This is a genomic window from Roseibium sp. M-1, from assembly GCF_054515675.1.
The window spans coordinates 6079467-6105811 of the sequence record NZ_CM137257.1; the positions used below are offsets into that span (position 1 = coordinate 6079467).

Annotated in this window: 22 protein-coding genes; 6 read left to right on the top strand and 16 right to left on the bottom strand. The window is 60.8% G+C overall.

Annotated elements, in window-relative coordinates:
- Window positions 1-50: 50 nt before the first annotated feature.
- From ACX3M4_RS27345 to ACX3M4_RS27355, 3 genes are read right to left on the bottom strand one after another with little or no spacing between them, the layout of a single operon-like run.
- Window positions 51-833, bottom strand: coding sequence for a carnitinyl-CoA dehydratase (locus ACX3M4_RS27345; protein ID WP_459356084.1), 783 nt, complete (start codon window positions 831-833; stop codon window positions 51-53).
- Window positions 833-2860, bottom strand: a complete 2028-nt coding sequence (locus tag ACX3M4_RS27350; protein ID WP_459356085.1) for an acetate--CoA ligase family protein — start codon at window positions 2858-2860, stop codon at window positions 833-835. The genes ACX3M4_RS27345 and ACX3M4_RS27350 overlap by 1 nt, the downstream gene beginning before the upstream one ends.
- A 3-nt stretch (window positions 2861-2863) precedes the next feature.
- Window positions 2864-4024 (bottom strand): acyl-CoA dehydrogenase family protein, encoded by a 1161-nt coding sequence (locus tag ACX3M4_RS27355; protein WP_459356086.1) that lies wholly within the window; start codon window positions 4022-4024, stop codon window positions 2864-2866.
- A 77-nt stretch (window positions 4025-4101) separates the two neighbouring features.
- Here ACX3M4_RS27355 and ACX3M4_RS27360 point away from each other — a divergent pair, with 77 nt between their 5' ends.
- Entirely contained in the window at window positions 4102-5049 is a 948-nt protein-coding gene (locus ACX3M4_RS27360; protein ID WP_459359509.1) for a GlxA family transcriptional regulator, read from the top strand.
- Between the two features lie 57 nt (window positions 5050-5106).
- Here the strand turns inward: ACX3M4_RS27360 and ACX3M4_RS27365 are convergent, their stop codons facing one another.
- Window positions 5107-5424 (bottom strand): hypothetical protein, encoded by a 318-nt coding sequence (locus ACX3M4_RS27365; RefSeq protein WP_459356087.1) that lies wholly within the window; start codon window positions 5422-5424, stop codon window positions 5107-5109.
- A gap of 206 nt (window positions 5425-5630) precedes the next feature.
- Entirely contained in the window at window positions 5631-6365 is a 735-nt protein-coding gene (locus ACX3M4_RS27370; protein ID WP_459356088.1) for a LexA family protein, read from the bottom strand.
- 289 nt (window positions 6366-6654) lie between these two features.
- Here ACX3M4_RS27370 and ACX3M4_RS27375 point away from each other — a divergent pair, with 289 nt between their 5' ends.
- From ACX3M4_RS27375 to ACX3M4_RS27390, 4 genes are all read left to right on the top strand, one after another.
- Window positions 6655-6999 carry a hypothetical protein gene (locus ACX3M4_RS27375; protein WP_459356089.1) on the top strand — a complete coding sequence of 115 codons (345 nt, stop codon included), beginning with the start codon at window positions 6655-6657 and terminating at the stop codon, window positions 6997-6999.
- A complete protein-coding gene (locus tag ACX3M4_RS27380) occupies window positions 6999-7415 on the top strand; it encodes a hypothetical protein (RefSeq protein WP_459356090.1) in 417 nt (138 codons plus the stop codon). The genes ACX3M4_RS27375 and ACX3M4_RS27380 overlap by 1 nt, the downstream gene beginning before the upstream one ends.
- Before the next feature lie 110 nt (window positions 7416-7525).
- Window positions 7526-7918 (top strand): DUF6362 family protein, encoded by a 393-nt coding sequence (locus ACX3M4_RS27385; RefSeq protein ID WP_459356091.1) that lies wholly within the window; start codon window positions 7526-7528, stop codon window positions 7916-7918.
- Window positions 7919-8117: 199 nt separating this feature from the next.
- Window positions 8118-8411 (top strand): DUF6916 family protein, encoded by a 294-nt coding sequence (locus ACX3M4_RS27390; protein WP_459356092.1) that lies wholly within the window; start codon window positions 8118-8120, stop codon window positions 8409-8411.
- Between the two features lie 272 nt (window positions 8412-8683).
- On the opposite strand, the gene ACX3M4_RS27395 is transcribed toward ACX3M4_RS27390, so the two are convergent.
- The 5 genes from ACX3M4_RS27395 to ACX3M4_RS27415 form a co-directional block, all read right to left on the bottom strand.
- Window positions 8684-9235 carry a GNAT family N-acetyltransferase gene (locus ACX3M4_RS27395; RefSeq protein WP_459356093.1) on the bottom strand — a complete coding sequence of 184 codons (552 nt, stop codon included), beginning with the start codon at window positions 9233-9235 and terminating at the stop codon, window positions 8684-8686.
- Window positions 9236-9249: 14 nt separating this feature from the next.
- Complete coding sequence (locus ACX3M4_RS27400) at window positions 9250-10476, bottom strand: PLL family lectin (RefSeq protein WP_459356094.1); 1227 nt, start codon at window positions 10474-10476, stop codon at window positions 9250-9252.
- 69 nt (window positions 10477-10545) lie between these two features.
- The gene (locus ACX3M4_RS27405) at window positions 10546-11073 is read right to left on the bottom strand and encodes a phage tail protein (RefSeq protein WP_459356095.1); all 528 of its coding nucleotides are present in this window, start codon (window positions 11071-11073) and stop codon (window positions 10546-10548) included.
- Between the two features lie 9 nt (window positions 11074-11082).
- A complete protein-coding gene (locus ACX3M4_RS27410) occupies window positions 11083-11601 on the bottom strand; it encodes a phage tail protein (RefSeq protein WP_459356096.1) in 519 nt (172 codons plus the stop codon).
- 18 nt (window positions 11602-11619) lie between these two features.
- Window positions 11620-12132, bottom strand: coding sequence for a phage tail protein (locus tag ACX3M4_RS27415; protein WP_459356097.1), 513 nt, complete (start codon window positions 12130-12132; stop codon window positions 11620-11622).
- Window positions 12133-13094: 962 nt separating this feature from the next.
- On the opposite strand from ACX3M4_RS27415, the gene ACX3M4_RS27420 reads away from it, so the two are divergent.
- A complete protein-coding gene (locus ACX3M4_RS27420; protein WP_459356098.1) occupies window positions 13095-18911 on the top strand; it encodes a DUF7933 domain-containing protein in 5817 nt (1938 codons plus the stop codon).
- Window positions 18912-19011: 100 nt separating this feature from the next.
- Here ACX3M4_RS27420 and ACX3M4_RS27425 read toward each other — a convergent pair whose 3' ends face one another.
- The 6 genes from ACX3M4_RS27425 to ACX3M4_RS27450 all read right to left on the bottom strand — a co-directional run bounded on the left by ACX3M4_RS27425 (window position 19012) and on the right by ACX3M4_RS27450 (window position 25568).
- A complete protein-coding gene (locus ACX3M4_RS27425) occupies window positions 19012-19761 on the bottom strand; it encodes an ATP-binding cassette domain-containing protein (protein WP_459356099.1) in 750 nt (249 codons plus the stop codon).
- Window positions 19758-20969 (bottom strand): alanine racemase, encoded by a 1212-nt coding sequence (locus ACX3M4_RS27430; RefSeq protein ID WP_459356100.1) that lies wholly within the window; start codon window positions 20967-20969, stop codon window positions 19758-19760. Before ACX3M4_RS27430 ends, ACX3M4_RS27425 begins: the two co-directional genes overlap by 4 nt.
- Window positions 20970-20983: 14 nt before the next feature.
- Window positions 20984-21937, bottom strand: a complete 954-nt coding sequence (locus tag ACX3M4_RS27435) for an ABC transporter permease (RefSeq protein ID WP_459356101.1) — start codon at window positions 21935-21937, stop codon at window positions 20984-20986.
- A gap of 63 nt (window positions 21938-22000) precedes the next feature.
- The gene (locus ACX3M4_RS27440) at window positions 22001-23056 is read right to left on the bottom strand and encodes a substrate-binding domain-containing protein (protein WP_459356102.1); all 1056 of its coding nucleotides are present in this window, start codon (window positions 23054-23056) and stop codon (window positions 22001-22003) included.
- A 23-nt stretch (window positions 23057-23079) separates the two neighbouring features.
- A complete protein-coding gene (locus ACX3M4_RS27445) occupies window positions 23080-24354 on the bottom strand; it encodes a M20 family metallopeptidase (protein WP_459356103.1) in 1275 nt (424 codons plus the stop codon).
- Window positions 24354-25568, bottom strand: coding sequence for an ROK family transcriptional regulator (locus ACX3M4_RS27450; protein ID WP_459356104.1), 1215 nt, complete (start codon window positions 25566-25568; stop codon window positions 24354-24356). Before ACX3M4_RS27450 ends, ACX3M4_RS27445 begins: the two co-directional genes overlap by 1 nt.
- Between the last annotated feature and the right edge of the window lie 777 nt (window positions 25569-26345).

Here is a 26345-nt window from a genome sequence, read left to right on the forward strand (position 1 = left end):
TTTTAAAGTGTTAGATCATCTTGTCTGCGTTCATCCGAAAGCAGGATGATCTAGCGGCCCTTCCAGACCGGATCGCGTTTTTCGGCAAAGGCGCGGGCGCCTTCCTTCTGGTCTTCCGACCGGTAAAGCTTTTCGACGGTTTCGAACTGGCTCTTGGTGATGCGGTTCATGGCGTCCTGGAACTTCATGTCCTCCGCCTCGCGCACGATTTCCTTCAGCGCCGCATAGACAAGCGGCGGACCGGAGGCGAGCAGTTCGGCCAGCTTCCAAGCTTCCGCCATCAGCTCGTCTGCCGGATAGATGTGATTGATGAGGCCCCACCGAGCGGCTTCCTCTGCCTCGAGCCAGCGGCCGGTCAGCAGCATCTCCATGGCGATATGATAGGGAATGCGTTTCGGCAGCTTGACGCTGGCCGCATCCGCCACGGTGCCGGAGCGGATTTCCGGCAGGGCAAAGGTTGCGTGGCTGGCGGCGAGGATGATGTCGGCGGATATCGCCAGCTCCAGGCCGCCGCCGCAGCAGATGCCGTTTATCGCGGCGATGACCGGCTTGTTGAGGCCGCGCAGTTCCTGCAGGCCGCCGAAGCCGCCAACGCCATAATCGCCATCGACCGCATCGCCGTCCGCGGCGGCTTTGAGATCCCAGCCGGGGCAGAAGAATTTCTCGCCCGCTCCCGTGATGATGGCGACGCGCAGTTCCGGATCGTCGCGGAATTCAGTGAAGACGTCGCCCATGATCCGGCTTGTGGCAAGATCGATCGCATTGGCCTTGGGCCGGTCCAGGGTGACGGCGAGCACGTGGCCGCGCCGTTCTGTCTTAATGGGGTTGTCCATCAGTCTCCTCCCAGTCTTACCAGCGCATCGGCGGCGATGGCAAAGTCCGCGCCGCAGAGGAGCGGATTGATTTCAACTTCCTCGACCGGGGCCGAGACAACAAAGTCCTGCACCGCGAGAGCCGCGGCAACAATCGCATCCAGATCGCAGGCCGGCTTGCCGCGATAGCCATGCAGGACGCGGCTGATCTTCAGGCTGTCGAGCGCCTCTCTGATCTCGTCTTCGCTGGCAGGGACGATCAGCGATGCGCTGTCGGCCAGCATCTCGGTCAGGATACCGCCGGCAGCAAGGGTCAGAACGTAACCATGGGCCGGGTCACGGACAATGCCGATAAGCAACTCGGCGAGCGTGCCGGTTACCATTTCCTCCACCAGGAAGGACGATACCGGCATCTTGCTTGCGGCTGCATGAACTTCACAGGCGGTCTGGAGGCTCAGCGCCACGGCACCGGCCTCTGTCTTGTGGGCGATGCCGGTGCCCTTCAGAACGACCGGGAAGCCGATCTCTTCGGCTGCATTGGCGGCTGCTTCCGCGCGCTCAGCCGGGCGGCTTTCCGGAATGCGCAGGCCATGGCCTTTCAAAAGGATCTTGGCGTCCTTTTCTTCCAAGAGGCGCGGATTGGCGATGGGACCGGGGATCTTCACCTGCGCTGGGGAAAGCTGTTTCCCAAGTTCGGCGGCAGCTTCGATGGCACTCATGGCTTCTTCGAGACCGCAAAGGGGGACGATGCCACGGGCGATCAGGTCAGCGGCGAATTGCTCCGGCATGGTTTCCGGCAGCGAACTCAGGATTGCCATTGGCTTGCGGGAGGCGCGACCGGCGGCTTCAACCGCATCCACCACCATCAGCCAGGCCGTCGCGTCGCAGCGGTCGAGGCGGGGGATGTCGAGGATGACGATGCCCAGCGAGACGTCGCCCAGCATCATGGCGGCGTAACAGCCGCTCATGGCTGCTTCATCGCCCCAGATGTAGGTGTGGTAGTCGAGCGGATTGGCGAGGGCGACCTTGGGTCCAAGTACCTCGGCAAGGGCATTGCGTTGTTTCGGGGTCAGCGGCGGGAAGGTGACGTTCCGGCCAACGGCCGTATCCGCGATCAGGCTGGCTTCGCCGCCCGAACAGGACATGGAGACGATGTCGGCGCTCGGCAGAGGTCCGGCGACATGAACGAGCTTCAGGGTTTCCAGAAGCGCAGGCAGGCTTTCGACGCGGGCAATGCCGAGCCGCTTGAACAGGGCATCGGAGCCGGCGGTGCTGCCGGCAAGGGATGCCGTGTGCGAGACGGTGGCGGCGCGGGAGGATTCCGAGCGGCCGATCTTCAGGGCGACGATGGGTTTGCCGAGCCGGTGAGCCCGGCGGGCGAAGGCCTCAAAGGCGGCAAGATCGTCGAGCCCCTCGATATAGAGGCCAACGGCCGTGACACGGTCGTCGTCCAGAAGGGCATTGCCGATGGCGGAGAGGCCTGTCTGGGCCTGGTTGCCGGCGGTCATCAGATAGGCGATCGGCAGGCCGCGCGTCTGCATGGTGAGATTGAGCGCGATATTCGACGACTGGGCAATGATCGCGACGCCACGATCGACGGGCGTCAGGCCGTGCTGATCGGGCCAAAGCGCGGCGCCGTCAAGCGCATTGAGAAAGCCGTAGCAGTTGGGGCCGAGGACCGGCATGTCTCCGGCAGCCTCAACAAGTGCCGCCTGAAGATCAGCGCCGTCGGCAAGCTCTCGCAGGGCTTCGCTGAAGCCGGAGGCAAAGCAGATGGCGCCGCCCGCTCCGCGCCGGGAGAGGGCGCCGACGACCTCGATGGTGGCATTGCGGTTGACGCCGATGAAGACGGCGTCAGGCGCTTCCGGCAATTCATCGACTGTGGTGTAAACCCTGCTGCCACCGACTTCCGTGCGGGAGGGATGCACCGGCCAGAGCTCGCCGTTGAATCCGGCCTTGCGGCATTCGCGCAGCACGCTTTCGCACCAGGTGCCGCCGCCGATGACGGCAATCGTCGAGGGTCTCAGAAGACGTTCAAGTGAGCGCATTCATCAGGCTCCGAGCGGGCGGAAGATGTCGCGGCTGATGATGTGGCGCTGGATCTCGCTGGTGCCGTCCCAGATCCGCTCGACACGGGCATCGCGCCAGAAGCGTTCGATCGGGAAGTCGTCCATCAGCCCCATGCCGCCGAAGATCTGCAGCGTCGTGTCGGTGACCCGTGCCAGCATTTCGGTCGCATAGACCTTGGCGCTGGCGATCTCGCGGTTGGCAGGCAGGCCCTGGTCGAGACGCCAGGCGCCGGCGAGCGTCAGCCAGTCGGCCGCGTCGATCTCCGTGATCATGTCGGCAACCTGGAAGCCGATGCCCTGGAACTTGGCGATCTGCTGGCCGAACTGCTTGCGCTCGGCGGCATAGTTGACCGCATAGTCGAAGCAGCGGCGGGCGCGGCCGACGCTCATCGTCGCGACCGTCAGCCGGGTTGCATAAAGCCACTCGTTCATGACGTCGAAGCCGCCATCGACCTTACCCAGAACTTGTGAATCCGGCAGGCGGCACTTGTCGAAATAGAGAATGTAGTTCTTGTAGCCGCGATGGCTGACGGACCTGTAGCCGTCGCGCACCTCGAAGCCGGGCGTGCCCCTGTCGACCAGGAAACAGGTGATGCGCTTCTTCGGGCCCTTCGGAGTCTCATCGACGCCTGTCGCGACGAAGACGATGAAGAAATCCGCGTGTTCGGCACCGGAGATAAAGTGCTTGGAGCCGCTGATCACCCAGTCGCCGCCGTCTCGCACGGCCTGGCATTTCATGCCTCGGACATCCGACCCGGCATCCGGTTCGGTCATGGCAAGGGCATCCATCTTCTCGCCGCGTACCGCCGGCAGCAGGTAGCGCTCCTTCTGCTCGCCCTCACAGGCCATCAGGATGTTCTGCGGCCGGCCGAAGAAGTGGTTGAGGGCCATGGAGCCGCGGCCGAGTTCACGCTCGACCAGGGTGAAGTCCAGATGGCTGAGACCGGCGCCGCCGACTTCTTCCGGGAAGTTGCAGGCATAGAAGCCGAGATCGATGCATTTCTGCTTGATCTCCTCGCCGAGTTCCTTCGGCACCTGGCCGGACTTCTCGACCATGTCCTCATGCGGATAGATCTCGTTTTCGACGAAGGAGCGGACGGTGGAGACGATCATCTCCTGTTCTTCGCTCAGACCAAAATGCATCAGGACCTCCTCTTGCCTCAGCGCTTCGAGAGTGAGACAAGTGGCGTAGCGCCACTATGCAGTTTTGGCTTCAAATGATGCAGGTTTTGCAGAAATCGTCACAGGTCCGGAATATCTGCGTTCTCCTCTTTGAGAACTTCTCCAACCACTGCCTTGCCAATGCCATCGAGCCCTTCCGTGCGGCCAACACTATCTCCCGGCAGCGGCTCTATTCCTGGCAGCATGTGAGCCTCGACGGCGGCACGATAGCCTCCTCCAGCGGCCTGCCGGTTGCGACTTCCTCCTGGGCCGAAGCAGGTCCGCGGGGAGACTATCTTTTTGTCATGCCGAGCTACGGTTTCCAGGACTATGCCAGCGCAAGGATGCTGAGGGTTTTGCGGGCAGCGCGGCAGCGGTTCCAAACGCTCGTGGGTATGGATACGGGCGCGTGGCTGCTGGCTGCAGCAGGCCTTCTGGATGGCCGCAGGGCCACCATTCACTGGGACGAATTCACCGGGTTTGCCGAGAGGTTCCCGGACGTCCATGCGCTGGAAGACAGGTTCGTCCTCGACGGATCCATCTGCACCTGCGGCGGGGCGTCGACGACCTTCGAACTGGCGCTGGAGCTGATCAAGCGGCACCACAGTCCGATGTTTGCGCTGGAGGTGGCGGCGCTTTTCATGCATGGCGACAAGCTGGACATGCATGACCCCTATCAACGGCTCTCGGCCGACGCCCTGGTGCGCAGTGCGACGGCGCTGATGCGGCGGACGATCGAGACGCCGATGGCGATCAGCGATCTTGCCGACCGGCTGAAAGTGGACCAGCGATCGCTGGAAAAGAAGTTTCGTACCGAGATGGGGATGACGCCGCTCGCCGTTTACAAGGCCATCCGGCTCAGGGAAGCGCGGCGGCTGGTGGAGCTGACGACTCTTGGAATCGCGGAAATCGCCGAGCGCTGCGGGTACCAGAATGCGAGTGCCATGACCCGTGCTTACAGACAGGAATTCGGCCAGACGCCCCGGGCGCACAGGATGCGGCCGTAAGGCTCAAAAATGCGGAGCAACCGGCCGTCAGCGCTTGATCTGCAAAAGGTCCACCGTTCAGGCCGCTACCCTGGCCTCGACACCCGCAAGCCGGGCGTCGAGACGCTCGCCGCGGTAGTCCGACCAGTCCTCGTGTCCGTGAATTACTTCCTGGTCGGGAAAAGCCGCCGCTAGGACTTCGCTTGTCACGTCGTTGCACCAGCCTTCGGCGGGATTGAATTCCAGCACCGCCAGGACCTTTTCAAGCTGTCCGGCCTGAAGGTCCTCGACGATCCGGGCGAGGTTCATCTCCGCCAGATCGGTCTCCGGGGTGTAGAAGCAGCTTCCAAGATCGCAAATTACCGAAAAGAACGACATATCCAGGTTCAATGCCATAAACGCCTCCATATAATACGCACATAGGGTATACGCATAATGCGTATGCGTCAATCGATGCGTATGGATTCGAATGCTGGGTGCGTATATTTGGACAAGCTGCCGCCGACACGGAGACCCGGGTGTAAAGGGGCCCCTATCCGAGGCAAATAGTTCCGCCTCGAGGCCAGAACATTGCGCGGGCGACGGGTGGACGGGGCGTGATTTCAGTCAATCGGCCGGATGACACTCAGGATCTTTGAAATAATGCGAACCTCCGTCGCTTCCTCGTCATGTTCGGTGAAGATGACGGGGTCCTGAAAGCGGGGGTCGTTCGATTCCGGACGAAGCTCGATATCGCCGTTCCGGCGCACGATCCGCTTGGCGGTCCGTTCGATCGTGTGGCCGCCGTCACGGGAGCGTTCGACAACAACCAGGTCGCCGGACTTGATCTCGATCCCGGCGTCCAGATAGTCGAGGCAGAGGATCAGATCACCGTTTCTGGCAATGCGATTGAGGCTTTCGCCGTTGATTTGCAAAAGATATTGGTATTCACCCGGATAGCGCAGATCGCCGGCGATGGTCGATTGGCTGACGGTGTCCGTTTCAAAAAGCCCGGCTTCCATCCAGAGCCCGGCTGCCACCTGTCCCTTGATTTCAAGAGGTGCCGCCGCCCGCAAGGGCGCGCTCGCAGCTTCAAGGTCGGTGATGGACTCGGGCGCAAGCGCAAGAACTTCCTCACGGGTGATCGGCTGCTCGCCGGCGCCAACGAGGACGGGCAACAGCTTGGCGACGAAATCCGCGGGCAGGGCCGGTTTCGAATAGTCGTGGCTGAAATAGCGCTGGATGGACGAGGCGTTCTGATAACCCATGGCGCGGGCAATCGCACGGATCGACAGCCCGCTGCGATCCTTCAGATCCGCAAGCTGGCGCGAGACTGCAGATTGCTCGCCCGGTTCCATGATGCCGTTCACCTCAAATGTACGATTTCATACGTATTAGCAGAAATTTCGTATGTAGTCTACGTTGACTAACGTACGCAAAAAGCGTACGAACTTTATGTGTCAATTGTGAAGGTGTAGGAGTGACGATGACAACCGACGCAGCCCCCGCCCGGGGACGAGAATGCCGGAATCGCAACGATGCCGGCATGCGGATGGCCAAGCACACATGCCGGTTCCTCGCTGGCCGAAAAATCGCAAAAGCTCAGGAAGGCGTTCGAGAAACGACCTTCAGCCGGGAGGAGCTGTCTTGAAAGACTTCAGGGAAGAAATCGAGGAAGCCCGCGCAAAGGTCGCCCATCTGAGGATCCGGGCCGAGCGGCCGGGGTCGCGGCTGGAAGACGAGTTTGCGCTGGAAAAGGCAAGGACACGACTGCTGACCCTTGAACTGCGGCAATTGCGGCAGGGGCCGGAACAGCGCCGCGTCACGGACGCTGCTCGTTCCCAGCCCACTGCTCTGGTTTCGCGCCGGGTTGGATTGCGAGAAGGAATTAGAACAAAACATGAACATATGCCGAAATCCGCCCGAGAGCGTGCGGAGGAGGCGTTTTCCTCCCTGCAGCGGCAAAAGGCGGTCAAAAAGGAGCAGGGCTGATGGCGTCGGGCGGACTTGTGGACAGGATTGCCGGTGAGTTCGGTGTGCACTTCATCGCTCATACAAGGCGCACCGAAGGCCGGCACCAGTCCAAGGCCCGGCGCACCTGCCAGACCCTCTTGAAGAAACACGGGGAGGCGCATTTGCGGCTGGTTTTCGGGCTGATCAACACTGCTGGGAACAGGGGCAACTGGTCGGCGCCGTGTTTAACCGCCGTCTCCTGGCTGGTGCTGAACAAAGCGGACTGGGTCGAGCGACAGGGGTTTCTCGATCATTTCGACAGCATCGATCTCGGAGAATTGCTTGCACGAGCCAAACACATCAATCCGGCAGCACCGACTCTGACCATGGCGGTGCTGCTGTCCTACGAACTGGACAGGCGGCTGGAGGAGGTGCGGCTGGTGGAGGCAGCTTGACCCTGGGCAAAGGTTATCAGGCCGACAGAGCCTCAGGAGCGTTGCCCGGCACCCGGCCGGGCATTGCCGAAGGGCAAACCGTATCTTGCAACACGAAATCAGGAGCCCCAATGGCGTCGGAAATTCAGAACACTCACAACGCCGTCATGGCCCGGTTGATCGAGGCCGTCGAGGTGATCGCTGCAACAGGCAAAGGGGATGGCCCCAGCACGGTTCTGGCCAGTTGGCCGGAATATCGCCGCAAGATCGGAAAACGCCGGCGCTGTTTTCCGCCTCAGGCAGTCAGCCGGGCGGAAGAGGCGATTACCTGGTTTTCGCTCATCGACGATACGGACGCCCGACGCGCGCTGCAATTCGAGGTCATGTGCAAGGCGGGGGGAGGAAAGTTCAGCCGGGTTTGTGAGAAATACGGCTGGAAGCGGACCACCGTAACCAGCCGCAACAGGGCTGTTCTGAAAATGATGGCTGGAAAGGTTGAACGGGCAAGGCGAGGGCTGGACTAGCGCTTTCTCGGAATTGTTGATTGGAGACGGCGCGTTCCGGCGCGTCGCTCGACGCCAATGTACCGCATTCCGGCGTCCGGCATTTCCAGCGCCGGACTTTGCGCTTGTTTATCAATGCAAAAGCCCTTTGCGGTTGACGGTCAACTGAACTACAACTTTTTGCATTGATCTGGGTCCGGCCGGCAAACGGGAGATTTTCATGACCGACATGCAGATGCTGACTGCGCAGGATTTCGAGAAGTTGGTGGAAACGTCGTTCGAGGTCCGGTCGGTCGCGGCGGAGTTGCAGTTGTCCGTTGTCGAAGTGAAGCGGCTTGGGTCAGGCGAACGCGAAGGTGGAGCTTTTTCCGTGCTTTGGCAGGGGCCGAGCGAGCCGTTTCTGGAGCAGTCGATCTATAGGCTTTACCAGGAAGATCTCGGCGAGCAGGAGGTCTTTCTGGTGCCGGTGGCGGAGAAGGACGCCGGCATCCAGTACGAGGCCGTTTTCACCTGAGACCTAGTGGAGCGAATTTGACATTTGAGTCCCGCTCGCGGCTAGGCTGATGCTCAAATGTCAAATTCAAAAGCTCCACTAGAATCATATGTTTATTTAGTGGTTCTTATGATTCTGACATTTGCTCCAGCGCTAGCAGCAGGGGGATGCAAATGTCAGAATCGAACCACTAGATCAGCGGACGCACAACCGGAATCGGTTGAGCGTCCAAAAGCTGATCGATCTTAAAGTGGTAGAGCATCGTGCATTCTCCTGAACGCACAAAAGATGCTCTAGGCCTTTGTCGTACAGGGGTGACTCAGCAGGTCGTAGACACCCTTGTCTTCGCGCGTCTGGAAGCCGAGGCGCTTGTAGAGCCGCATGGCGGGATTGGCTTTTTCAACGTGAATGCCGAGCGACTTGCCGGCATCGCCTGCCTCGTTGATCAGGTCTGCCAGGATAGCTCCGCCGATGCCTTGTCCGCGGGCTTGTGGCATCAAGGCAATGTCGATGATGCGGTGCTCCCTGTTCCAGCGTTCCAGGTAGAGCCGGCCGACGGGCGTGTCATGCGCTTCGATGATCAGCCACAGGGCATCCGGATAATGGGTCCGGTAATGTGTGTGCTGGGCCTCGAACTGCATGGAGATGAAGGCGTGTTTTTCGGCTTCGCCCCAGGGTGTGCGGGCCAGTTCCTCTTCCCGGGTCGAGCGGTAGAGCGCGAGCAGGAACGGGAAGTCGTCCCGGCGAAGTTCGCGGTAGGCAATGGCATGCGCCGCCGCGCGTGCGCGCAGCGGCAAGGTGTTGGCCCCTGGTGGCGGGGGCAGGTCCAGCGCGGCCAGATCCATTCCGGTCGATCCCGTCAGGTGGCCGTGTTGGGTGTGATGTCCTGGGTCAGGTCGATCGCCGAGAGAGAGCTGCCAAGCGGTGTCCAGGTCGCTGCCCAGTGGTTCATCGAAGCCTGCTTCAGATAGGCGGCGTTGCCGCTGGAGGTTTCCAGGGCAAACAGGCTGAGAAGCGTATCGGCATTCGGTTGCAGGGCAAGTGAACTGTCCGCATCCACATGTGCGATGATCTGAGGCGCCGACCAGTTCTGGTCCGATCCGCCGGTCTGATGGCTGGCATAGACCGGGCTGTCGCTGCCCGAACCGACCTGGGCGACGAAATAGAGCCCGTCATTGGCCGACACGCCGATCGCCATGGACGCCACCGGAGCGCCGAATGAGGCGAAGAGGACCCAGTCGGTATAGGTTTCGCCGCCGACTTCCGTCTGCACCTTCATGTAGACCTTGCTGCCGATGCGGGCAAAGATGTGGACGAGAGCATTGCCGTCGAGACCGCAAAGCAGCTCCTCGAAGCCGGAGAGCGTGCCGCTGATGTCCTGCCAGCCCAGCCAGCCTTCCGGCAGGAGCGGACGGTCACTGGACTGCATGTTGAGATAAGGCGCGCCGGAACTGTTGATACCGGCCAGTATGATCCGGCCATCCGCATTCTGCGTTGACGTCAGGCTGCAGAGGCTGCCGTCGATCTGCTGCCAGTCCGCCCAGGGCTGGCTCGGCGGAACTTCAACGGGAACGGTGATCTCGACCGGCGTGTCGGTGCCGGGCGGGACCGTCGTGATGGTTTCCAGCTTGACCGTGTTGGTGTTCTGGAATTTCCACCAGATTGTGTTGCCGGCGGCCGAACTGGTGAGAAAGACATTCTGCCGGCCGGTAATGCCGTTCGTCAGCACCGTGTCGATGACATCGGGGACGCCGTCCGGCAGGCCGAGATCCAGCGGGTCCGCGAACCGGTCTGGCGCATCTTCGTGACGGCTTTCGCGGATATAGATCAGATGCTTCGATTGGCTGTCCTGTGCCAGCAGGGAAACAAAACCTTCCTGCGTTACAGAGGTGTTCAGTCGGCCGGCTGAAAAGTTTGCCTGTGAAAGCCGGGTGAAAGAGGCGCTGAAAGTCCCGTTCTCGGAGGTCTGGTCCTTGTATTCAAGGTCTCCCGCTTGCGAGACAGCGGCAAAAAAGATGCGGAAGTAGCTCGGCGCGGCCGCTACAATTCCTTCGAATTCCTCAGGAGCAGCTTCTTCGACTGACATGGTGCGTTTCCTTTGGCTGATCTGGGAGACGCGACGCATCGGGGCTGCGCCGGTGCCATCCTGTAATTGTTAGCTGCGAGAAGGGTAGAGACCCTGAAGCGCTATGATGAAATTCAGTGCCAGGTACGGCTGGACATTGTCGTGCGCCTGACCGCCTCCAGTAGTGGACAGGGTCTGCGAAGCCATGTCTCTCAGGTTTTGCGTCGTATCGGTCTGATAAAGGTTATCGAAACCGGTAGCCGCGATCGACGCAGTGTTACTGGGTGTGGTGGTGTTGCCGCTGCTGGTGTCTGCTCTCGCGGTATGGGTATGGGACGGGATCTGCGCCTCCGTCAGGGTGACGGTCTCCACGCCGACCTTTTCACCGAGCCGGCGGGATGTGAGGCCAGGGCCCCGGCCGGGATGCATCGGCGCACGTCCTTGCAGGTCGGGCAGCGCGGTTGTGGTGCGGCCGTCTCCGCCATAGGTCGTTCCGATGAGCGAGAAGAGTGCGGTGTTCTGTGAAATCGGCAGCAACTGGCCGTCACAAAACGCCCAGCTGCGAGGGGCAAAGTTGCCGGCGAAGATGCGGATCTCTGCAATGAATGGTTCAGACATGAACGCCTCCTAGTGCCGGCTCGGGTAAATACCGAACAGTGCGACAATGAAGTTCACACAAAGCGTCGGCATCAGGTTGGTGTGCGGCTGGCTGCCTCCGGTATTCGCAATCATCGAAAACGCCATGCTGGTGTTCTGATCCTGAAGTACGTACGCGGAAATGCCGACGCCCTGGGCCATGACCTGACCTTCGACGGTGGCACCCGTTGCAGGTTGGGTGTTGGCGTTGAAATCGTGACTGTGGCTGGCAAGCTGGTTGGTTGTCAGCGTTTCCTTTTCCGCCCCGCCCTTGGAACCAAGGCGGCGGGGACTGAGACCGGGACCGGTGCCGGCATGCAGCGGAATGCGGCCACGCATGTCCGGCAGCCCAAACGTGGTGCGGCCGTCACCGCCATAGATCGTCCCGAACAGGGAAAACAGGGCGTCGTTCTGGGAAACGGCCAGTAGCTGGCCATCGCAAAAGGCCCAGCCGCGCGGTGCGAAATTTCCGGCGAACATGCGGATTTCGCCAACAAATGGTTCTGACATCCTTTGTCCTCCGGAGGATCAATTGCGTGAGGGGAACAAGCCCTGCAAGGCAATGCAGAAGTTCAAGGTGGTGTATGGCTGCATGTTGTTATGTGCCTGCCCGCCGCCAGCATTGGTGATCGTACCGCTGCGCAGAGCCGTCATGTTTCCGGCTTCGGGCATCCGGTAGGCCAGGTCACTAGCAGGTGCGGCTCCCAGCAGGTGTTCTTGTGGCGACCTGTTGTTTCCGGCCGTGAATGAACCCTTGACGGCATGGGTATGTGCGGCAATCTGCGCAGCCGTCAGAGTGACTGTTTCGGCGCCGCCCTTTTGCCCCAGCTGATACCCGTCACCCTCGTGGATCGGAGTCCGGCTTCGGAGATCCGGCAGGGCGAATGATGTGCGTCCGTCCCCGCCATAGGTAGTGCCCAGGAGCGAATAGAGCGACTGGTTCTGGTTGATCGGCAGGATTTGTCCGTCGGTGAAGGCCCATCCCCGCGGTGCGAAGTTAAACCCGACAATGCGAATTTCGGCAAGAAACGGCTCTGACATGCCTCCCCCTTTTCCTCCAGCGTACCCGGGATGCATTTCTGATCACCGAACTGCCGGAACCAACCTGGTCTGAGCATGATTACGATCAAAAATAGAATCCATAGGTGTGACAATCTATAAGAGTCATTTTCGATACAAAATTATATGTCAGACAATTTTTCAAATAAAAAATTTTCAGTAAATAATATAAATATCTGAAATATTATCTAGAAGACTAAAATCAATCAAATTCATTCAGAATTTTGATTTTATTTATAGCAATATAGAAAAAGACTAGAATACTTATTTCCAATATTTGCACACTTTTGCGTATTTTTTTCGGCTATATTTTCGTCTAATGGTTTATTTTTTTTAGTGTCACAATTAAAAGTATGCATTTGCTGCAAATGTCAGATTTGGTCAGAATGCTGGAAATCTGGGAGTAGTTTGTCACTTTCTACCAGAATTACGCGTTCCGAAAACAAAAAACTCTTTTTGCGGGTGTTGCTGATTGGTGACGGGTTTCGAGAATTGTGTGCAACTATAGCGATATGTTTTGAATATAGTTGCCGCCGAGGTGCAAAGTGGTAAGTGTACCTGCGGTCATGCTGAGTGCAACGCCTGGATGGTGTTGATACTTGCAGATGAGGGAGCTGCAGGATGTTCCTTTGTCAGAATAACATCAATTTCTGATGGGATATTCTGATCTAATCGGAATTAAATTTGTCCTTCTTAGGAAAAGGGGAGACGTTTTGAGGGAGGTCGTCTTAAAATATCTCGCATTTTTGTTAATTTTGATGCCTTTGGCTGCATTTTCATCAGGCGATGCATCGGCATTTACTTGCGCGTTTTCCACGGTTCCTGCAACCGGTACCGATACTGCCAGTATCGGACTTGATTCCGGCGATTGCGCCACACCTTTCGATGGGGCTGACGAAATCCTCTTCATCAATGATCTGGATCAGGTTCCGAGTGAAGTCTTCATGCAGTTCCAGAACATCACTTCCGTTACGATTTCCGGTTCGCTTGCGCAGGATGGGGTCTACGGCAATGGGAATGTGGCGCCTCAGTGCGACACCTCAGCTGGTTGCGTTCTGTCCTTTTCCGGTACGGATGACGATGGTGATGCGTTTAGTTTCACTCTAACCAATGCGGCAGGGGCTGGAGATGAGGATCTCACCATTTCGACCGTGACGGTCGGAACACCCGAGATCAACGTCCAGGGCAACGGCATCGACATCGCCAGCGGGGATGACACGCCGTCTGCGACCGATGACACGGACTTCGGCAATGTCGACGTTTCGAGTGGTACTAACCCCAACACGTTCACGATCCAGAACACAGGGACGGGGCCATTGACGCTGACGAGCGTCTCGTCCGACAACACGCAGTTTGCGGTTAGCGGCACGACCAGCGGGACGATCAACGCGTCATCCTCCGCAACGTTCACGGTTACGTTCGACCCCTCATCAGTGGGGACACAGACGGCGACGATCACGATCGAATCCGACGATGGGGATGAAGGTACCTATACCTTTGACGTTCAGGGTATAGGTACGACCGAACCGACCTTCAGCAAGGCGTTTGCGCCCGATACCATCGTGGCAGGCGGCACGTCGACGCTCACCTTCACTATCGACAACACCGCAAACACGGTTTCCGCCACCTCGCTCGACTTTACCGACAACCTGCCGGCGGGCGTTACGGTCGCCTCGACGCCGAATGCGTCCACTACTTGTACCGGCGGAACGCTGACGGCGACCGGCGGCGCCTCGTCGATAAGCTATACCAGCGGGTCGGTCAGCGCTGCTGCAAGCTGTACCGTCAGCGCGGACGTTACGGCCGCCAGCGACGGCAGCTTTGTCAATACGACCGGCGACTTGACCTCGAGCCTCGGCAATTCCGGAACTGCGTCCGACACGCTGACGGTTGCCTCACCCGAGATCAATGTCCAGGGTAACGGCACCAGTATTGTCAACGGGGACAATACGCCGTCCGCGACGGATGACACGGACTTCGGCAACGTCGACGTTTCGGGTGGTACTAACCCCAACACGTTCACGATCCAGAACACAGGGACGGGGCCATTGACGCTGACGAGCGTCTCGTCCGACAACACGCAGTTTGCGGTCAGCGGCACGACCAGCGGGACGATCAACGCGTCGTCTTCGGCTACGTTCACCGTCACCTTCGACCCCTCATCGGTGGGGACGCAGACGGCGACGATCACGATCGTCTCCGACGATGGCGATGAAGGCACCTACACCTTCGACGTCCAGGGTGTCGGAACCAGCACGCCCGGATTCAGCAAGGCGTTTGCGCCCGATACCATCGTGGCAGGCGGCACGTCGACGCTCACCTTCACTATCGACAACACCGCAAACACGGTTTCCGCCACCTCGCTCGACTTTACCGACAACCTGCCGGCGGGCGTTACGGTCGCCTCGACGCCGAATGCGTCCACTACTTGTACCGGCGGAACGCTGACGGCGACCGGCGGCGCCTCGTCGATAAGCTATACCAGCGGGTCGGTCAGCGCTGCTGCAAGCTGTACCGTCAGCGCGGACGTTACGGCCGCCAGCGACGGCAGCTTTGTCAATACGACCGGCGACTTGACCTCGAGCCTCGGCAATTCCGGAACTGCGTCCGATACGCTGACGGTTGCCTCACCCGAGATCAATGTCCAGGGTAACGGCACCAGTATTGTCAACGGGGACAATACGCCGTCCGCGACAGACGATACGGACTTCGGCAGTGTAGCCGTCTCCAGCGGTTCGAATGCCAACACGTTCACGATCCAGAACACCGGGACCGGAGCCTTGACGCTGACGAGCGTCACATCCTCGGACAACACGCAGTTTGCTGTCAGCGGCACGACCAGCGGGACGATCAACGCGTCATCTTCGGCAACCTTCACGGTTACCTTCGATCCGACATCGGTCGGGACGCAGACGGCGACGATCACGATCGTCTCCGACGATGGCGATGAAGGCACCTACACCTTCGACGTCCAGGGTGTCGGAACCAGCACGCCCGGATTCAGCAAGGCGTTTGCGCCCGATACAATCGTGGCAGGCGGCACGTCGACACTCACCTTCACTATCGACAACACCGCAAACACGGTTTCCGCCACCTCGCTCGACTTTACCGACAATCTGCCGGCAGGCGTTACGGTCGCCTCGACGCCGAATGCGTCCACCACTTGTACCGGCGGAACGCTGACGGCGACCGGCGGTGCCTCGTCGATCAGTTACACCAGCGGGTCGGTCAGCGCCGCTGCAAGCTGTACCGTCAGCGCGGACGTTACGGCCGCCAGCGACGGATCCTATGCAAATACCTCCGGTGATCTTACCTCTAGTCTCGGCAATTCCGGAACTGCGACCGACACGCTGACGGTTGCCTCACCCGAGATCAATGTCCAGGGTAACGGCACCAGTATTGTCAACGGGGACAATACGCCGTCCGCGACAGACGATACGGACTTCGGCAGTGTAGCTGTCTCCAGCGGTTCGAATGCCAATACCTTCACGATCCAGAACACCGGGACCGGAGCCTTGACGCTGACGAGCGTCACCTCCTCGGACAACACGCAATTCGCTGTCAGCGGCACGACGAGCGGGACGATCAACGCGTCATCTTCGGCAACCTTCACCGTCACCTTCGACCCCTCATCGGTAGGGACGCAGACTGCGACGATCACGATCGTCTCCGACGATGGCGATGAAGGCACCTACACCTTTGACGTCCAGGGTGTCGGAACCAGCACGCCCGGCTTCAGCAAGGCATTTGCACCGTCCACAATTCTGAAGGACGGCACGTCGACCCTTACCTTCACCATCGACAATTCGGCCAACGGATCCGCTGCGACGTCGCTCGATTTCACCGACAATCTGCCGTCCGGCGTTACGGTCGCCTCTACGCCGAATGCGTCCACGACCTGCACCGGCGGGACGTTGACGGCGGCCGGCGGTGCCTCGTCGATCAGCTACAGCGGTGGGACCGCCGCAGCGAATGCGACCTGCACAGTCAGCGTGGATGTCACGTCAGCGAGCGACGGATCCTACGCCAATACGTCGGGTGACCTGACCTCGAGTTTCGGCAATTCCGGGACCGCGTCTGCTACGCTGACGGTGACTTCCCCGGAGATCGATGTGCAGCGGCCCGCGGCGACATCTATTTCAGATGGCGGTACGGATGCCCAGGGTAGCGTGACGGCCGGCGTGCAGCAGACCTTGACCTACACCATCGCAAACACCGGCTCGGCGACACTGACTATCACCGGGACACCGACCAGTGCATCGGCAACGAATGTCACCGTCGATGCCATCTCCGCTCCCGGATCAAGTTCCCTTGCAGGCGCGGCCACGACGACGTTTACAGTTCAATACACGCCGACAATCGCAGGCGCATTCTCGTTCGAACTGGACATTGCCAGCGACGATGCGGATGAAGCCGATTACGATATCACGGTAAGCGGAACGGCGACCGGCAACGCGGAAATCGACGTGAGTTCCTCTGCCAGCGGAGCAATTGCAGACGGTGGTACGGACACGGTGCCGGGAACCGCAACAGCCGGAACGGCGGCTGTCATTACCTATACAATCACGAATACCGGTACCGATACCCTGAACCTGACGACGCCGACGGTCGGCGGCAACGTCAGTGGGGCGAGCAACGTCACGGTCAACAGCTTTGCGCTGAGTTCCAACACCGTGGCAAGCTCCGGCGGTACGGCAACGCTGCAGGTCTCCTATACGCCGGCATCGTCAGGCGGATACAGCTTCGATTTCAATTTCGCCAATGACGATGCAGATGAGAATCCCTTCGACATTTCGGTCAGCGGCACCGCCAGCGGCGCTCCCGAGATCGGTGTCACTTCGTCCGAGAGCGGCGCGATCGCCGATGGCGGAACGGACACGGTTGCCAGTTCCGGTTCCCCTGGAACATCAGCGACCATCATCTACACGATCACCAACAGCGGTACGGACACACTTAACCTGACGACGCCAACTGTCGGCGGCAATGTCACCAGCACGACAAATGCAACCGTGGACAGTTTCTCCTTGAGTTCCACCTCGGTGAGCAGTGGCGGTGGCACGGCGACGCTCCAGGTGACTTATACGCCCACCGCCGCGGGTGCTTTCGGGTTCGACTTCAACTTTGCCAGTGACGATGCGGATGAAAATCCCTTCGACATTACAGTCAGCGGTACGGCTGCCGGCGGGGCAGCGGGTCTGAGCGTCACATCCGGCTCCGGCCAGTCAACTGAAGTCGGCACCCAGTTCGGGTCGGTTCTCGTTGCGACTGTTACCGATTCTTCCAGCAACGGCGTTTCGGGTGTCAGCGTGACCTTTACGGCGCCTGCTTCCGATGCCTCGCTGACCTTTGCCAGCACGGGCACGAATACGGAAACGGTCACGACGGCGGCCGACGGGACTGCGACCAGCTCGGCGATGACAGCGAATTCGACCGCTTCGACATATGGCGGCGGAGGCAGCCTGTCGGCCTACTCGGTTGTCGCAAGTGCCACGGGGCTGACCAGTGTCAGCTTCTCGCTCACAAACGACCGGAATTCGGAAGCCGATGTCCGCAAGACCCAGGAGGTCATCGCCTCTTTTGTCACCAACCGGGCCAATACGATCGTTTCAGGCCAGCCGGATATCGTCTCGCGGCTTACCAGCGGGCCGTTCGGCAACCAGTCCGGTCGCAATGGCTTCAACTTCAATGTGACACCCTATACCCGGTCGGGAAGCTTCCAGTTTTCGGCACGGGCTTTCGCCGAATCCTTGCAAAAGGGCAGAGCAGGGCACCACGGGGCGGCGGGCCAGGGGGCGGATCGATCCCAGGCGGGTTTGACCGCTCCAGCGGACCCTGACCGTTACGCGGTGTTCGACAAATTCAGTTCATCCGGGACCATGAGCTATACGGCTGCAGTGCCGGCGGTTGCGGAAGAAGACACGCTGGCGATCTTGAGCGGCACCAATGGCAGCGGCGCCACGGGCGGCGAGGGCGAATTCAGCCCGCAGTCCGGCTGGGATTTCTGGGCCGAGGGCACATTTGCCATCACCAACAACAACGAGAGTGACAGCCACACGGGACTGTTCTTCGCAGGGGTCGATTACCGTTACAAGGACAGAGCCGTATTCGGTCTGATGGGGCAGCTCGACATGACCGAGGAAACCAATGGATCCGCTGGATCTTCCGCCGACGGTGTCGGCTGGATGGCAGGTCCCTATGCGGTCTTGCGTGTGCACCAGAACTTTTATCTCGACGGGATCGCGACCTACGGCCAGTCCTATAACAGCGTCAACGCGCTTGGTCTTTTCGAGGACGACTTCCGTACGCAGCGCTTCCTGTTGCAAGGCGGGCTGACCGGAGATTTCAAGCTCACCGAGACAACACGGGTGAGCCCGTTTGCACGCATCACCTACTATTACGAAGAGCAGGAAAGCTACACAGACACGCTCGGACGCTTTATCCCCTCGCAGGACTTCGACCTTGGACGCCTTGAATTCGGGCCGAAGGTCTCCTGGGAAATGATGCTGGACGACCGGATCCTGTTCTCGCCCTATCTGTCTCTCTCCGGCATCTACGATTTCAACAAGCTTCAGGACGACACGCCGACCGATGCAACGCTTGCTTCGGCAGACGAGGACTTCCGCGCCCGTCTGGAAGCCGGTGCAGGTCTGCTCATCCCTGGACGAAACATCCGCATCTCCGGCGAGGGCTTCTATGACGGTATCGGCACGTCCGACTTCCGCTCTTACGGTGCGACGGTGAACGTCTCGATACCGTTCTGAGCCGTGGCGGTTCCACACCGCCACGGGATTATCGGTAGGTCACGGCGGTATGGACTGTGAGAACGGTCCATCAGGAACCTGCATTGACCTGGATGCAGCGTCAATCCCGGGACGCGACGCCGGTGATCATGGCGATGATCTCGTTCTTGTCCGTCTCGCTGGTCTTCCGGACGCCGATCTGCTGACCGCGGCGCAGGACGCAGATGCGGTCGGAGAGACGGAAGACCTGGTCGAGGCTGTGGCTGATGATCAGGATGGCAAGATTGCGCTGCTTCAGCGAGGCAACCAGCTCCTCGACCTTGGCCGTTTCGGCGACGCCGAGTGCGGCCGTCGGTTCGTCGAGAAGAACAAGCTTGCTGGCCCAGTGGGTGGCGCGGGCGATGGCGATGCCCTGGCGCTGGCCGCCGCTGAGGTCGCGGATGGTCGAGCCGGCGGAGGGAATGCGCACATCCAGCTCGTCCACCAGTTCCTGACACTCCCGGCGCATGCGTTTCTTGTCGAGGAGGCCGAAGGGCGGCTTGGTGAGTTCCCTACCGAGAAACATGTTCATATAGACCGGTTGCTGGTCGGCAAGGGCGAGGTCCTGGTAAACGACCTCGATGCCGAGACTGCGGGCCGAACTGGCGTCGGAAAAGCTGGCAGGCGACCCGTCCAGGCGAATTTCGCCGGAGGTCGGTTTGTGGACGCCGGAGATGATCTTGATCAGCGTCGACTTGCCCGCGCCGTTGTCGCCGACAAGGGCGACGATCTCACCGGCCTGAAGATCGAGCGAAAAGTCCTCGATGGCAACGACGCCGCCAAAGGCCTTGTGGATGTTCTTCAGGGAAAGAACGGGATTGGCTGTGCTCATTGCTGGTAGGCCCCCGGCCAGGCAACGGCATCGCCAAAACCGTTCTCGATGGTGGTTACGCTCGGAGTGCCGGTGCTGACACCGGTGATGCCGACGACGAGAGCCCGGGTGACAAAGGCCTGGCCACGGAAGCCGAAGACGACGGTGTCGCCTGCCTTCGGGGACTTCGGACCGGTTGCGTCGATCATGGCGTAATAGTCGATGGCCGAATAATCGGGGATCTCGACGTCAAGCAGGTCGGACCGGCTGGAGGTCGGAGCCGATGAGACGAGCGCCCGGACCTGATATTTCGGGAAGACGGGATCGATATAGAGCCCGCCGCCAAAGCAATAGGCCTTGCCGCCGTGATGGTGCGAAACCTCAGAGAGGTAGAGCACGGCCGGATCTTCCGGCAAATCCTCGACTGCATGAAGCGGCGTGGTGCCGTGAAGGCCGTTGCCCGGCTCGCACTGGGTTGCTCCCGCTTCCGCCAGCGCGCCGAGGACTGCGGAGGAGGTCGTGCCGGGGGCGTTGATCTCGATGCCGCTGCGGCCTGTTTTTGCCAGCGCCTCGGCGGCGCGGGCAAGGGTGGTCAGGTTCGGTGTCGGCTTGACCTTGCGGGTTTCGAGGTCGAAGAGAAGCGCCGGGAAGGTGGTGATGCCGGCAAAGGCAGCGCCATTCAGTGCGTCGAGCCGATCGGCGACGGCAACGATATCTTCGGCATCGAAACCGCCCTCGTGGCCGCGATAGAAGGTGTCGCCTGCGGCCTGGATGCGGGCGAGCAGGTTCTGGGTCCGGCCCGCCGCCTTGGCCGCTTCCGCTGCTTCAGCGGCCTTGGTATCGGAAAAGACCGTCCAGTAGTCCGGCTGCAGTTTTGCGGCGGCAAAGGCGGCTTCCCGCTTCGGCACCTGAACGAGATGGCCGAGATGGCCGGTTTTCAGGCCCGCGCGGTCGCAGGCAAGGGCACAGGCCATGTCGACGGCGACGGAGCGGTCGATGCCGCCGCGTTGAACCGCCTGGCAGAAACCGGAATGGCGGCCGACCTGTTTGGTCATGGCGAAGGTCTTGAGGCCGTGCCTGTCTGCTTCGCCCTTGAAGAGGCGGGCGTTGCGTTCGACGGCATCGAGATCGAGCACATAGGCGTTGGCCGGGATTTTTCCTGCCTGGTGCAGGGCCATCGCGGCTTCGATGAAGGCCGGATTGCGGCGGATGAGAACGTCGAGAAACATCAGTCTTCTCCGGGTTACCGGCTGGTGTCGCGCAAGGACACGGCGACGGCGATCAGGATGATGAGGCCGCGGACGATCATCTGGTCAGAGACATCGAGCCCCATCAGGATCAGGCCGTTGTTGAGCATGCCCATCAGGAGCGAACCCAGCAGGGCGCCAACGATGGAGCCTCTGCCGCCGCTCAAGGCCGTGCCGCCGACGATGACGGCGGCGATCACCGTCATCAGGTCGCTTTCGCCGAGCGTGTATTTGGCGGCCTGCAGACGGCCCGCATAAAGCAGACCCGCAAGGCCCGCCATGGTGCCGCAGAGGGTGAGGACGCCGAGACGGATCCGCGGCACCTTGATGCCGGAAACCTGTGCAGCGCGGGCATTGTCGCCGGTTGCCAGCACATGCGCGCCGAAGCGGGTGTTGCGATAGACGATATGGCCGATGACGACAGCGGCGATCGTCCAGAGCACGAGCGAGGGAATGGAGAAGAGGCTGCCGGAACCGAAGAAGCCGGTGAAGGTCTCGTTCAGCACCGGGATGGATCTGAGATCCGTCATGGAGCGGGCGATGCCGGCGAAGAGGCCCATGGTGGCAAGCGTCACCAGGAAGGACGGCAGGCGCAGATAGGCGACAAGAACACCGTTCATGGCGCCGATCAGCGCGCCGGCGCCAAGGCCCGCGACGACGCCGACCACCATCGGATAGGTCTGCATGACGACGGCGGCGGTGAGGGCCGCAACCGCAACGACGGAGCCGAAGGAGAGGTCGATCTCACCGGCGGACAGGGCAAAGACCAGGCCGATGGCCATGATGGTCGCGGGCGCTGTCTGCAGCACGATGTTGGTGAGGTTCCGGCTGGTCAGGAAGCCGTCATCGTAAAGCGTGACCGCAAAGAACAGGAAGATCGCCAGAAAGCCCAGATATATAACGGACTGCTGCAGATCGAGGCGCCGCAGGAGCGCTGCGTTGGGGGTCATCTCAGTCTCTTCGTTCCAGGAAAGGAGCCGGCGGACGGCTCAGACCATCCGCCGGGTGCCGGATCAATTCGCGGAGGTCACGCTTGCCGGCGCATCGATGTTGAGGGACTTCTTCCAGCCCTCGGCAACATTGTCCGCCGTCACGGTGATGGCCGGGGCTGCAACGAAGGCCGGAACGTCCTTGCCGGCAAGGCGCAGCGCAGCGGCAGCGGCCATGGCGCGGCCGAGCTCATAGGCTTCGTCGGCAACGATGGCGGCAACGTTGCCGCCGCGAACCATGTCGACGGCGACGGGCTCGGAAAGATCCAACGTCACGATCTTGGTGGTCTTGTTGCCGTTGGCGCGCAGTGCCGCGAGGACGCCTTCCGCGGGACCTGCCCAGGTAACATAGATGCCGCCGAGATCCGGGTTCTTCAACAGCATGGCATTGGCGATTTCTTCGGCGCGGGCCGGGTCGCTGATGCCCTGTTCGGCGACGATCTCGATATCCGGATAGTCGGTCTCGATGGTGGTCTTGAAGGCGTTGTCGCGCTGGTTTGTCACGTAATAATCGGCATCATGATAGATCCAGCCGACGGTGCCCTTGCCGCCCATTGCCGAGGCGAGTGCGTCGGCCGCCTGCTTGCCCATCTGGAAGAGATCGTCGGTGACGATGGCCGCATAGTCGCGCGGATGCTCATAACCGGCGGGCAGATTGGAGAGAAAGACGAGCGAAACGCCGCCGTCGCGCGCTTCCTTGAAGGCGGCGGCCGACGTGACCGGATCGAGCGGCAGCGACAGGATGATGTTGGGTTCCTTGGCCAGCGAGGTCTCGATGTCGCTGCGCTGCTTGGCGGCGTCGAAGCCCGCGCTCGTGGTGGCGACAACTTCGATGCCGAGGCGCTTGAACTCGTCCATTGCGCCTGCACTGACCGCATTCACGAAGTCTGACTGGTCGTGCCAGAGGAGGGCGGCCTTGTAGTTGGCTGCCTGGATAGCGGCGACGCTGTCGTCCGGAACGGTGACATCCGCAGAAAGGGTCGCGGTTTCGCCGTTCGGGCCTACGGTCTGGGCCATCGCGGAGACGGACATCAGCCCGAGAAGGGCGGAAGTAGCCAGTTTTTTGATAAGCAGTTTCATGTCTTACCCTCTGTTTGTTTGGTTCAGTCTGCTTTGTCTTCCAGGCCGCAATAGGCGGCGACGAAAAGCGCAAAAGCCCTGACGGCTGCCAGATAGCTTTCCACCTCGATGCGCTCTTCGAATGTGTGCGCCACGCTGATATCTCCAGGCGCGCAATAGACGGCGGGGCAGCCGATCTCGTTGACGAGAAACGGTGATTCCGACCAGTAGGGCGCGCCGCCGATGGCGCCGCCCGTCAGGTCCCTGCCGCCTTTTGCTTCGGCGACGCAGCCGGCAAGCTGCAACGCCGCAGGGGTGTCACGGGCAATTTCGACCGGCGAACCGCCGAAGCGGTGATCGCGGCCCGCGGGATAGGCAATGTTGATGGTTATGCCGTCCTCAATCGGAGCCCCGTGAACGGTCGCTTCGAAGGCGGCTACTGCCTCGTCCAGGCTTTCGCCCGGGCGCAGCTTGCGTATCAGGGAGAGTTTACACTCGCCCGGAACCGCGATGTAGCCGCCGCCACCGATATGGGTGACGAGAATGGAGGAGGCCCCGACAAGGTCGTGCTCAGGCCCGGTGGCGAGCTCAGCCTCATGTTCCCAGAGCTTGCCGAGAATGGCGTGAGTGGCCTTGAGTGCGTCGACCCCGAGCTCCGGTGTGCCGAAATAGGCGGATTTGCCCGTGATGGTGATGTCGGCGATGAAGAAGCCGATCTGGGCCGTATAGACATCGAGTTTTGTCGGTTCGACATAGACTGCGAAATCCGGTCTGGAGATTGTGCCGTCCTTGACGCGTCTGACCAGATCATGCGCACCGGCGCTGACGCCGGTACCGGGTTCGCCGCTTTCCTCGTCGCCGATGAAAGCAAAGGAAAGCGTGCCGGCCGGGCGGTATCCGGCCCTTTGCAAGAGCCGCAATCCGCCAAGCGCCGCGCAGATGCCGCACTTGAGGTCACAGGCGCCGCGGCCCCAGATCTCACCGTCGATCAGGGCACCGGCGAAGGGGCTCTCCTGAGCTGCACCGCGCCAATTCTCTTCCCAACCGCGGACATGGACCGTGTCTGTGTGACCGACGAACATCAGGCTGGGGCCAGACCCGGAAGCGTTGCGGCTTTCGCCCCAGACATTGAGGCGGCCGGGCAGGAATTCGCCGGAGCCGGTTACAAGGCCAAGCTCGTCCATCCGGTCTTGCAGGAAGCTTGCGAAATTGGTCTCGTTGCCGGTGACGCTTTCCCGGCCGATGGCGTCCCGCAGCAGTTTCTGGTCTGCTTCCCGGTCCTGCGCGGCGAGGAGCTTCTGGTGGAGATCGCCGGTCATCAGGCGGCTCCCTTCCGGAAAGTCTCGATGGAAGGCGGCGGCACGGCGATCTCGACGCCTTTCAGGCCCTCGGTGAAAAGGGAAAGATGCAGGCGGGAAAGGGCGACCGAGGCACCGCCGGCAAGGGCCGCATGATTGCCGAGGGTCGATTTCTCGATCATGACCGGGCGCGGGAAGCAGCGGGACATGAAGCCCTGAACCCGCACGAACAACTCGTCGCGGGTACCGATGGAGCCGCCGATGACGATGCAGGAGGGATCCATGACGGCGGCGAGGGCTGCCATGACCCGGGCAACCTGCCGGGCGGTTTCATCAAGGGTGTCTCCGGCTGCAATATCACCCTGGTTGGCGGCATCGAATATATCCGGAACGTCCAGGATCTTGCCGGTCTTGCGAGCATAAAGATCGGTGATGGCGTGGGTCGCCGCGACGCGTTCGAGGGCGCCGATCTTCAGGCTTTCCGGCTCGAACGGATCGGCGCCGAAGGGCAGGTAGCCGATTTCACCGGCGGCGCCGTTGAGGCCGCGATGCAACTGGCCGCCGATGACGATGCCGGCGCCAATGCCCGTACCGATGGAGACATAAATCAGATCGTCCCGGTCGCCGCGCTTCGTCAGCCAGTGTTCGCCAAGGGCGGCAAGGTTGACGTCGTTTTCGACGAAGATCTCGATACCGAGGGCTTCGCGCCAGAGAGCAGGCGCATCGATCTCGGAAATGCCGGGAATGTTCGGCGCCATGCGGATACGGCCGGTCGCCGGGTCCGGTGCGCCGGGAACGCCGATGACGGCAACGCGCGGAAGCTTCAACGATGCGCTGGCCTTTACGGCCGCGCGGCGGATCAGATCGGCAACCTGGTTGACAACGGCAACACCACCGGCCTTGTCGGTCGGCTCGACCAGTTCGCTGACGACGGCGCCGGTGAGGTTGCAGATGGCAACGCGGATCTTGGTACCGCCGAGGTCGACACTGGCAACCGAGGCCGCATCCGGAACGATCTCGTAGACGACGGCGCGGCGGCCGACATGGCCTTCGGTCTGGCCGACGGTCCGCACCCAGCCTTCTTCCTCCAGATTGCCGACGATTTCCGACACGGTCTGCTTGGAGAGCCCGGTGATCTTGGAAACGCTTGCCCGGGAAATCGGGCTGTAGCTGGCAATCGCCTGAACGATGGCGCTCAAGGACATGCGTCTGGAGATGTTCGAGGGATCCGCCAAGGCTACGCTCCATTAGTTCGTTCTATGACCGAACTAATTAGATTTCGAGGCGGGAGTCAAGGGGGAAGTGGGGAACGGGGGAAGCGGGGAGGGGGAAGCGGGGAGGGGGATACGTGCGATGGGGTGGGGAAGAAAGGGGAAGAGGATGAGGAAGTGAGGAAGTGAGGAAGAAGGGGGGCCGGGGCAAGCTTGCACGAGGAGGCTTGAGATGGAGACAGGAAGTGAGAACGGAGTGGGAAGACTCTTTGCGGGTGATGTGGGGCGTCGGGATGTGATGAGAACTGGGTGGGGAGGAGCTTCGCGGGCGGAGTTGCGACCTTGGGAGACGGGATGGGAAAGCGGCGGGAGGTGGGAGAGACAGAGGAGATGGAGCGGGGGAAAAGCGCTGAAAGCACAAAAGTTCATTGCCGATCTCTCAACGCGTCAGCCCGGCCAAGCGCAGCGCGAGCCGGATCCGGGGAGCCAAAAGCTTCTCAATTCTTGAAAGTGTCAACTCGACAGCCCTTGCCTCCCCTGTCCCGGATCTCCGCTGCGCTTCGTCCAGGATGACGAACCGAGGGGGTGTTCTTGTTTTTTTCGAATTTTTCGCTGAGGGCGCGCAATGCCGGCAGGAGAAAGAGGCCTGAGAAGTCATCGGGTTGACGGTAAACCCTGTCTAAACAAGGCCTTCAGGCAAGACGGCCTTCTAGGCAGGTTCGTCAAAACCGGATAAAAAGAGCCTCAGTCGATTTAGATTGGCGCAGTGCGGCCGGACATCCGGCAGTCATTTTCAGAACC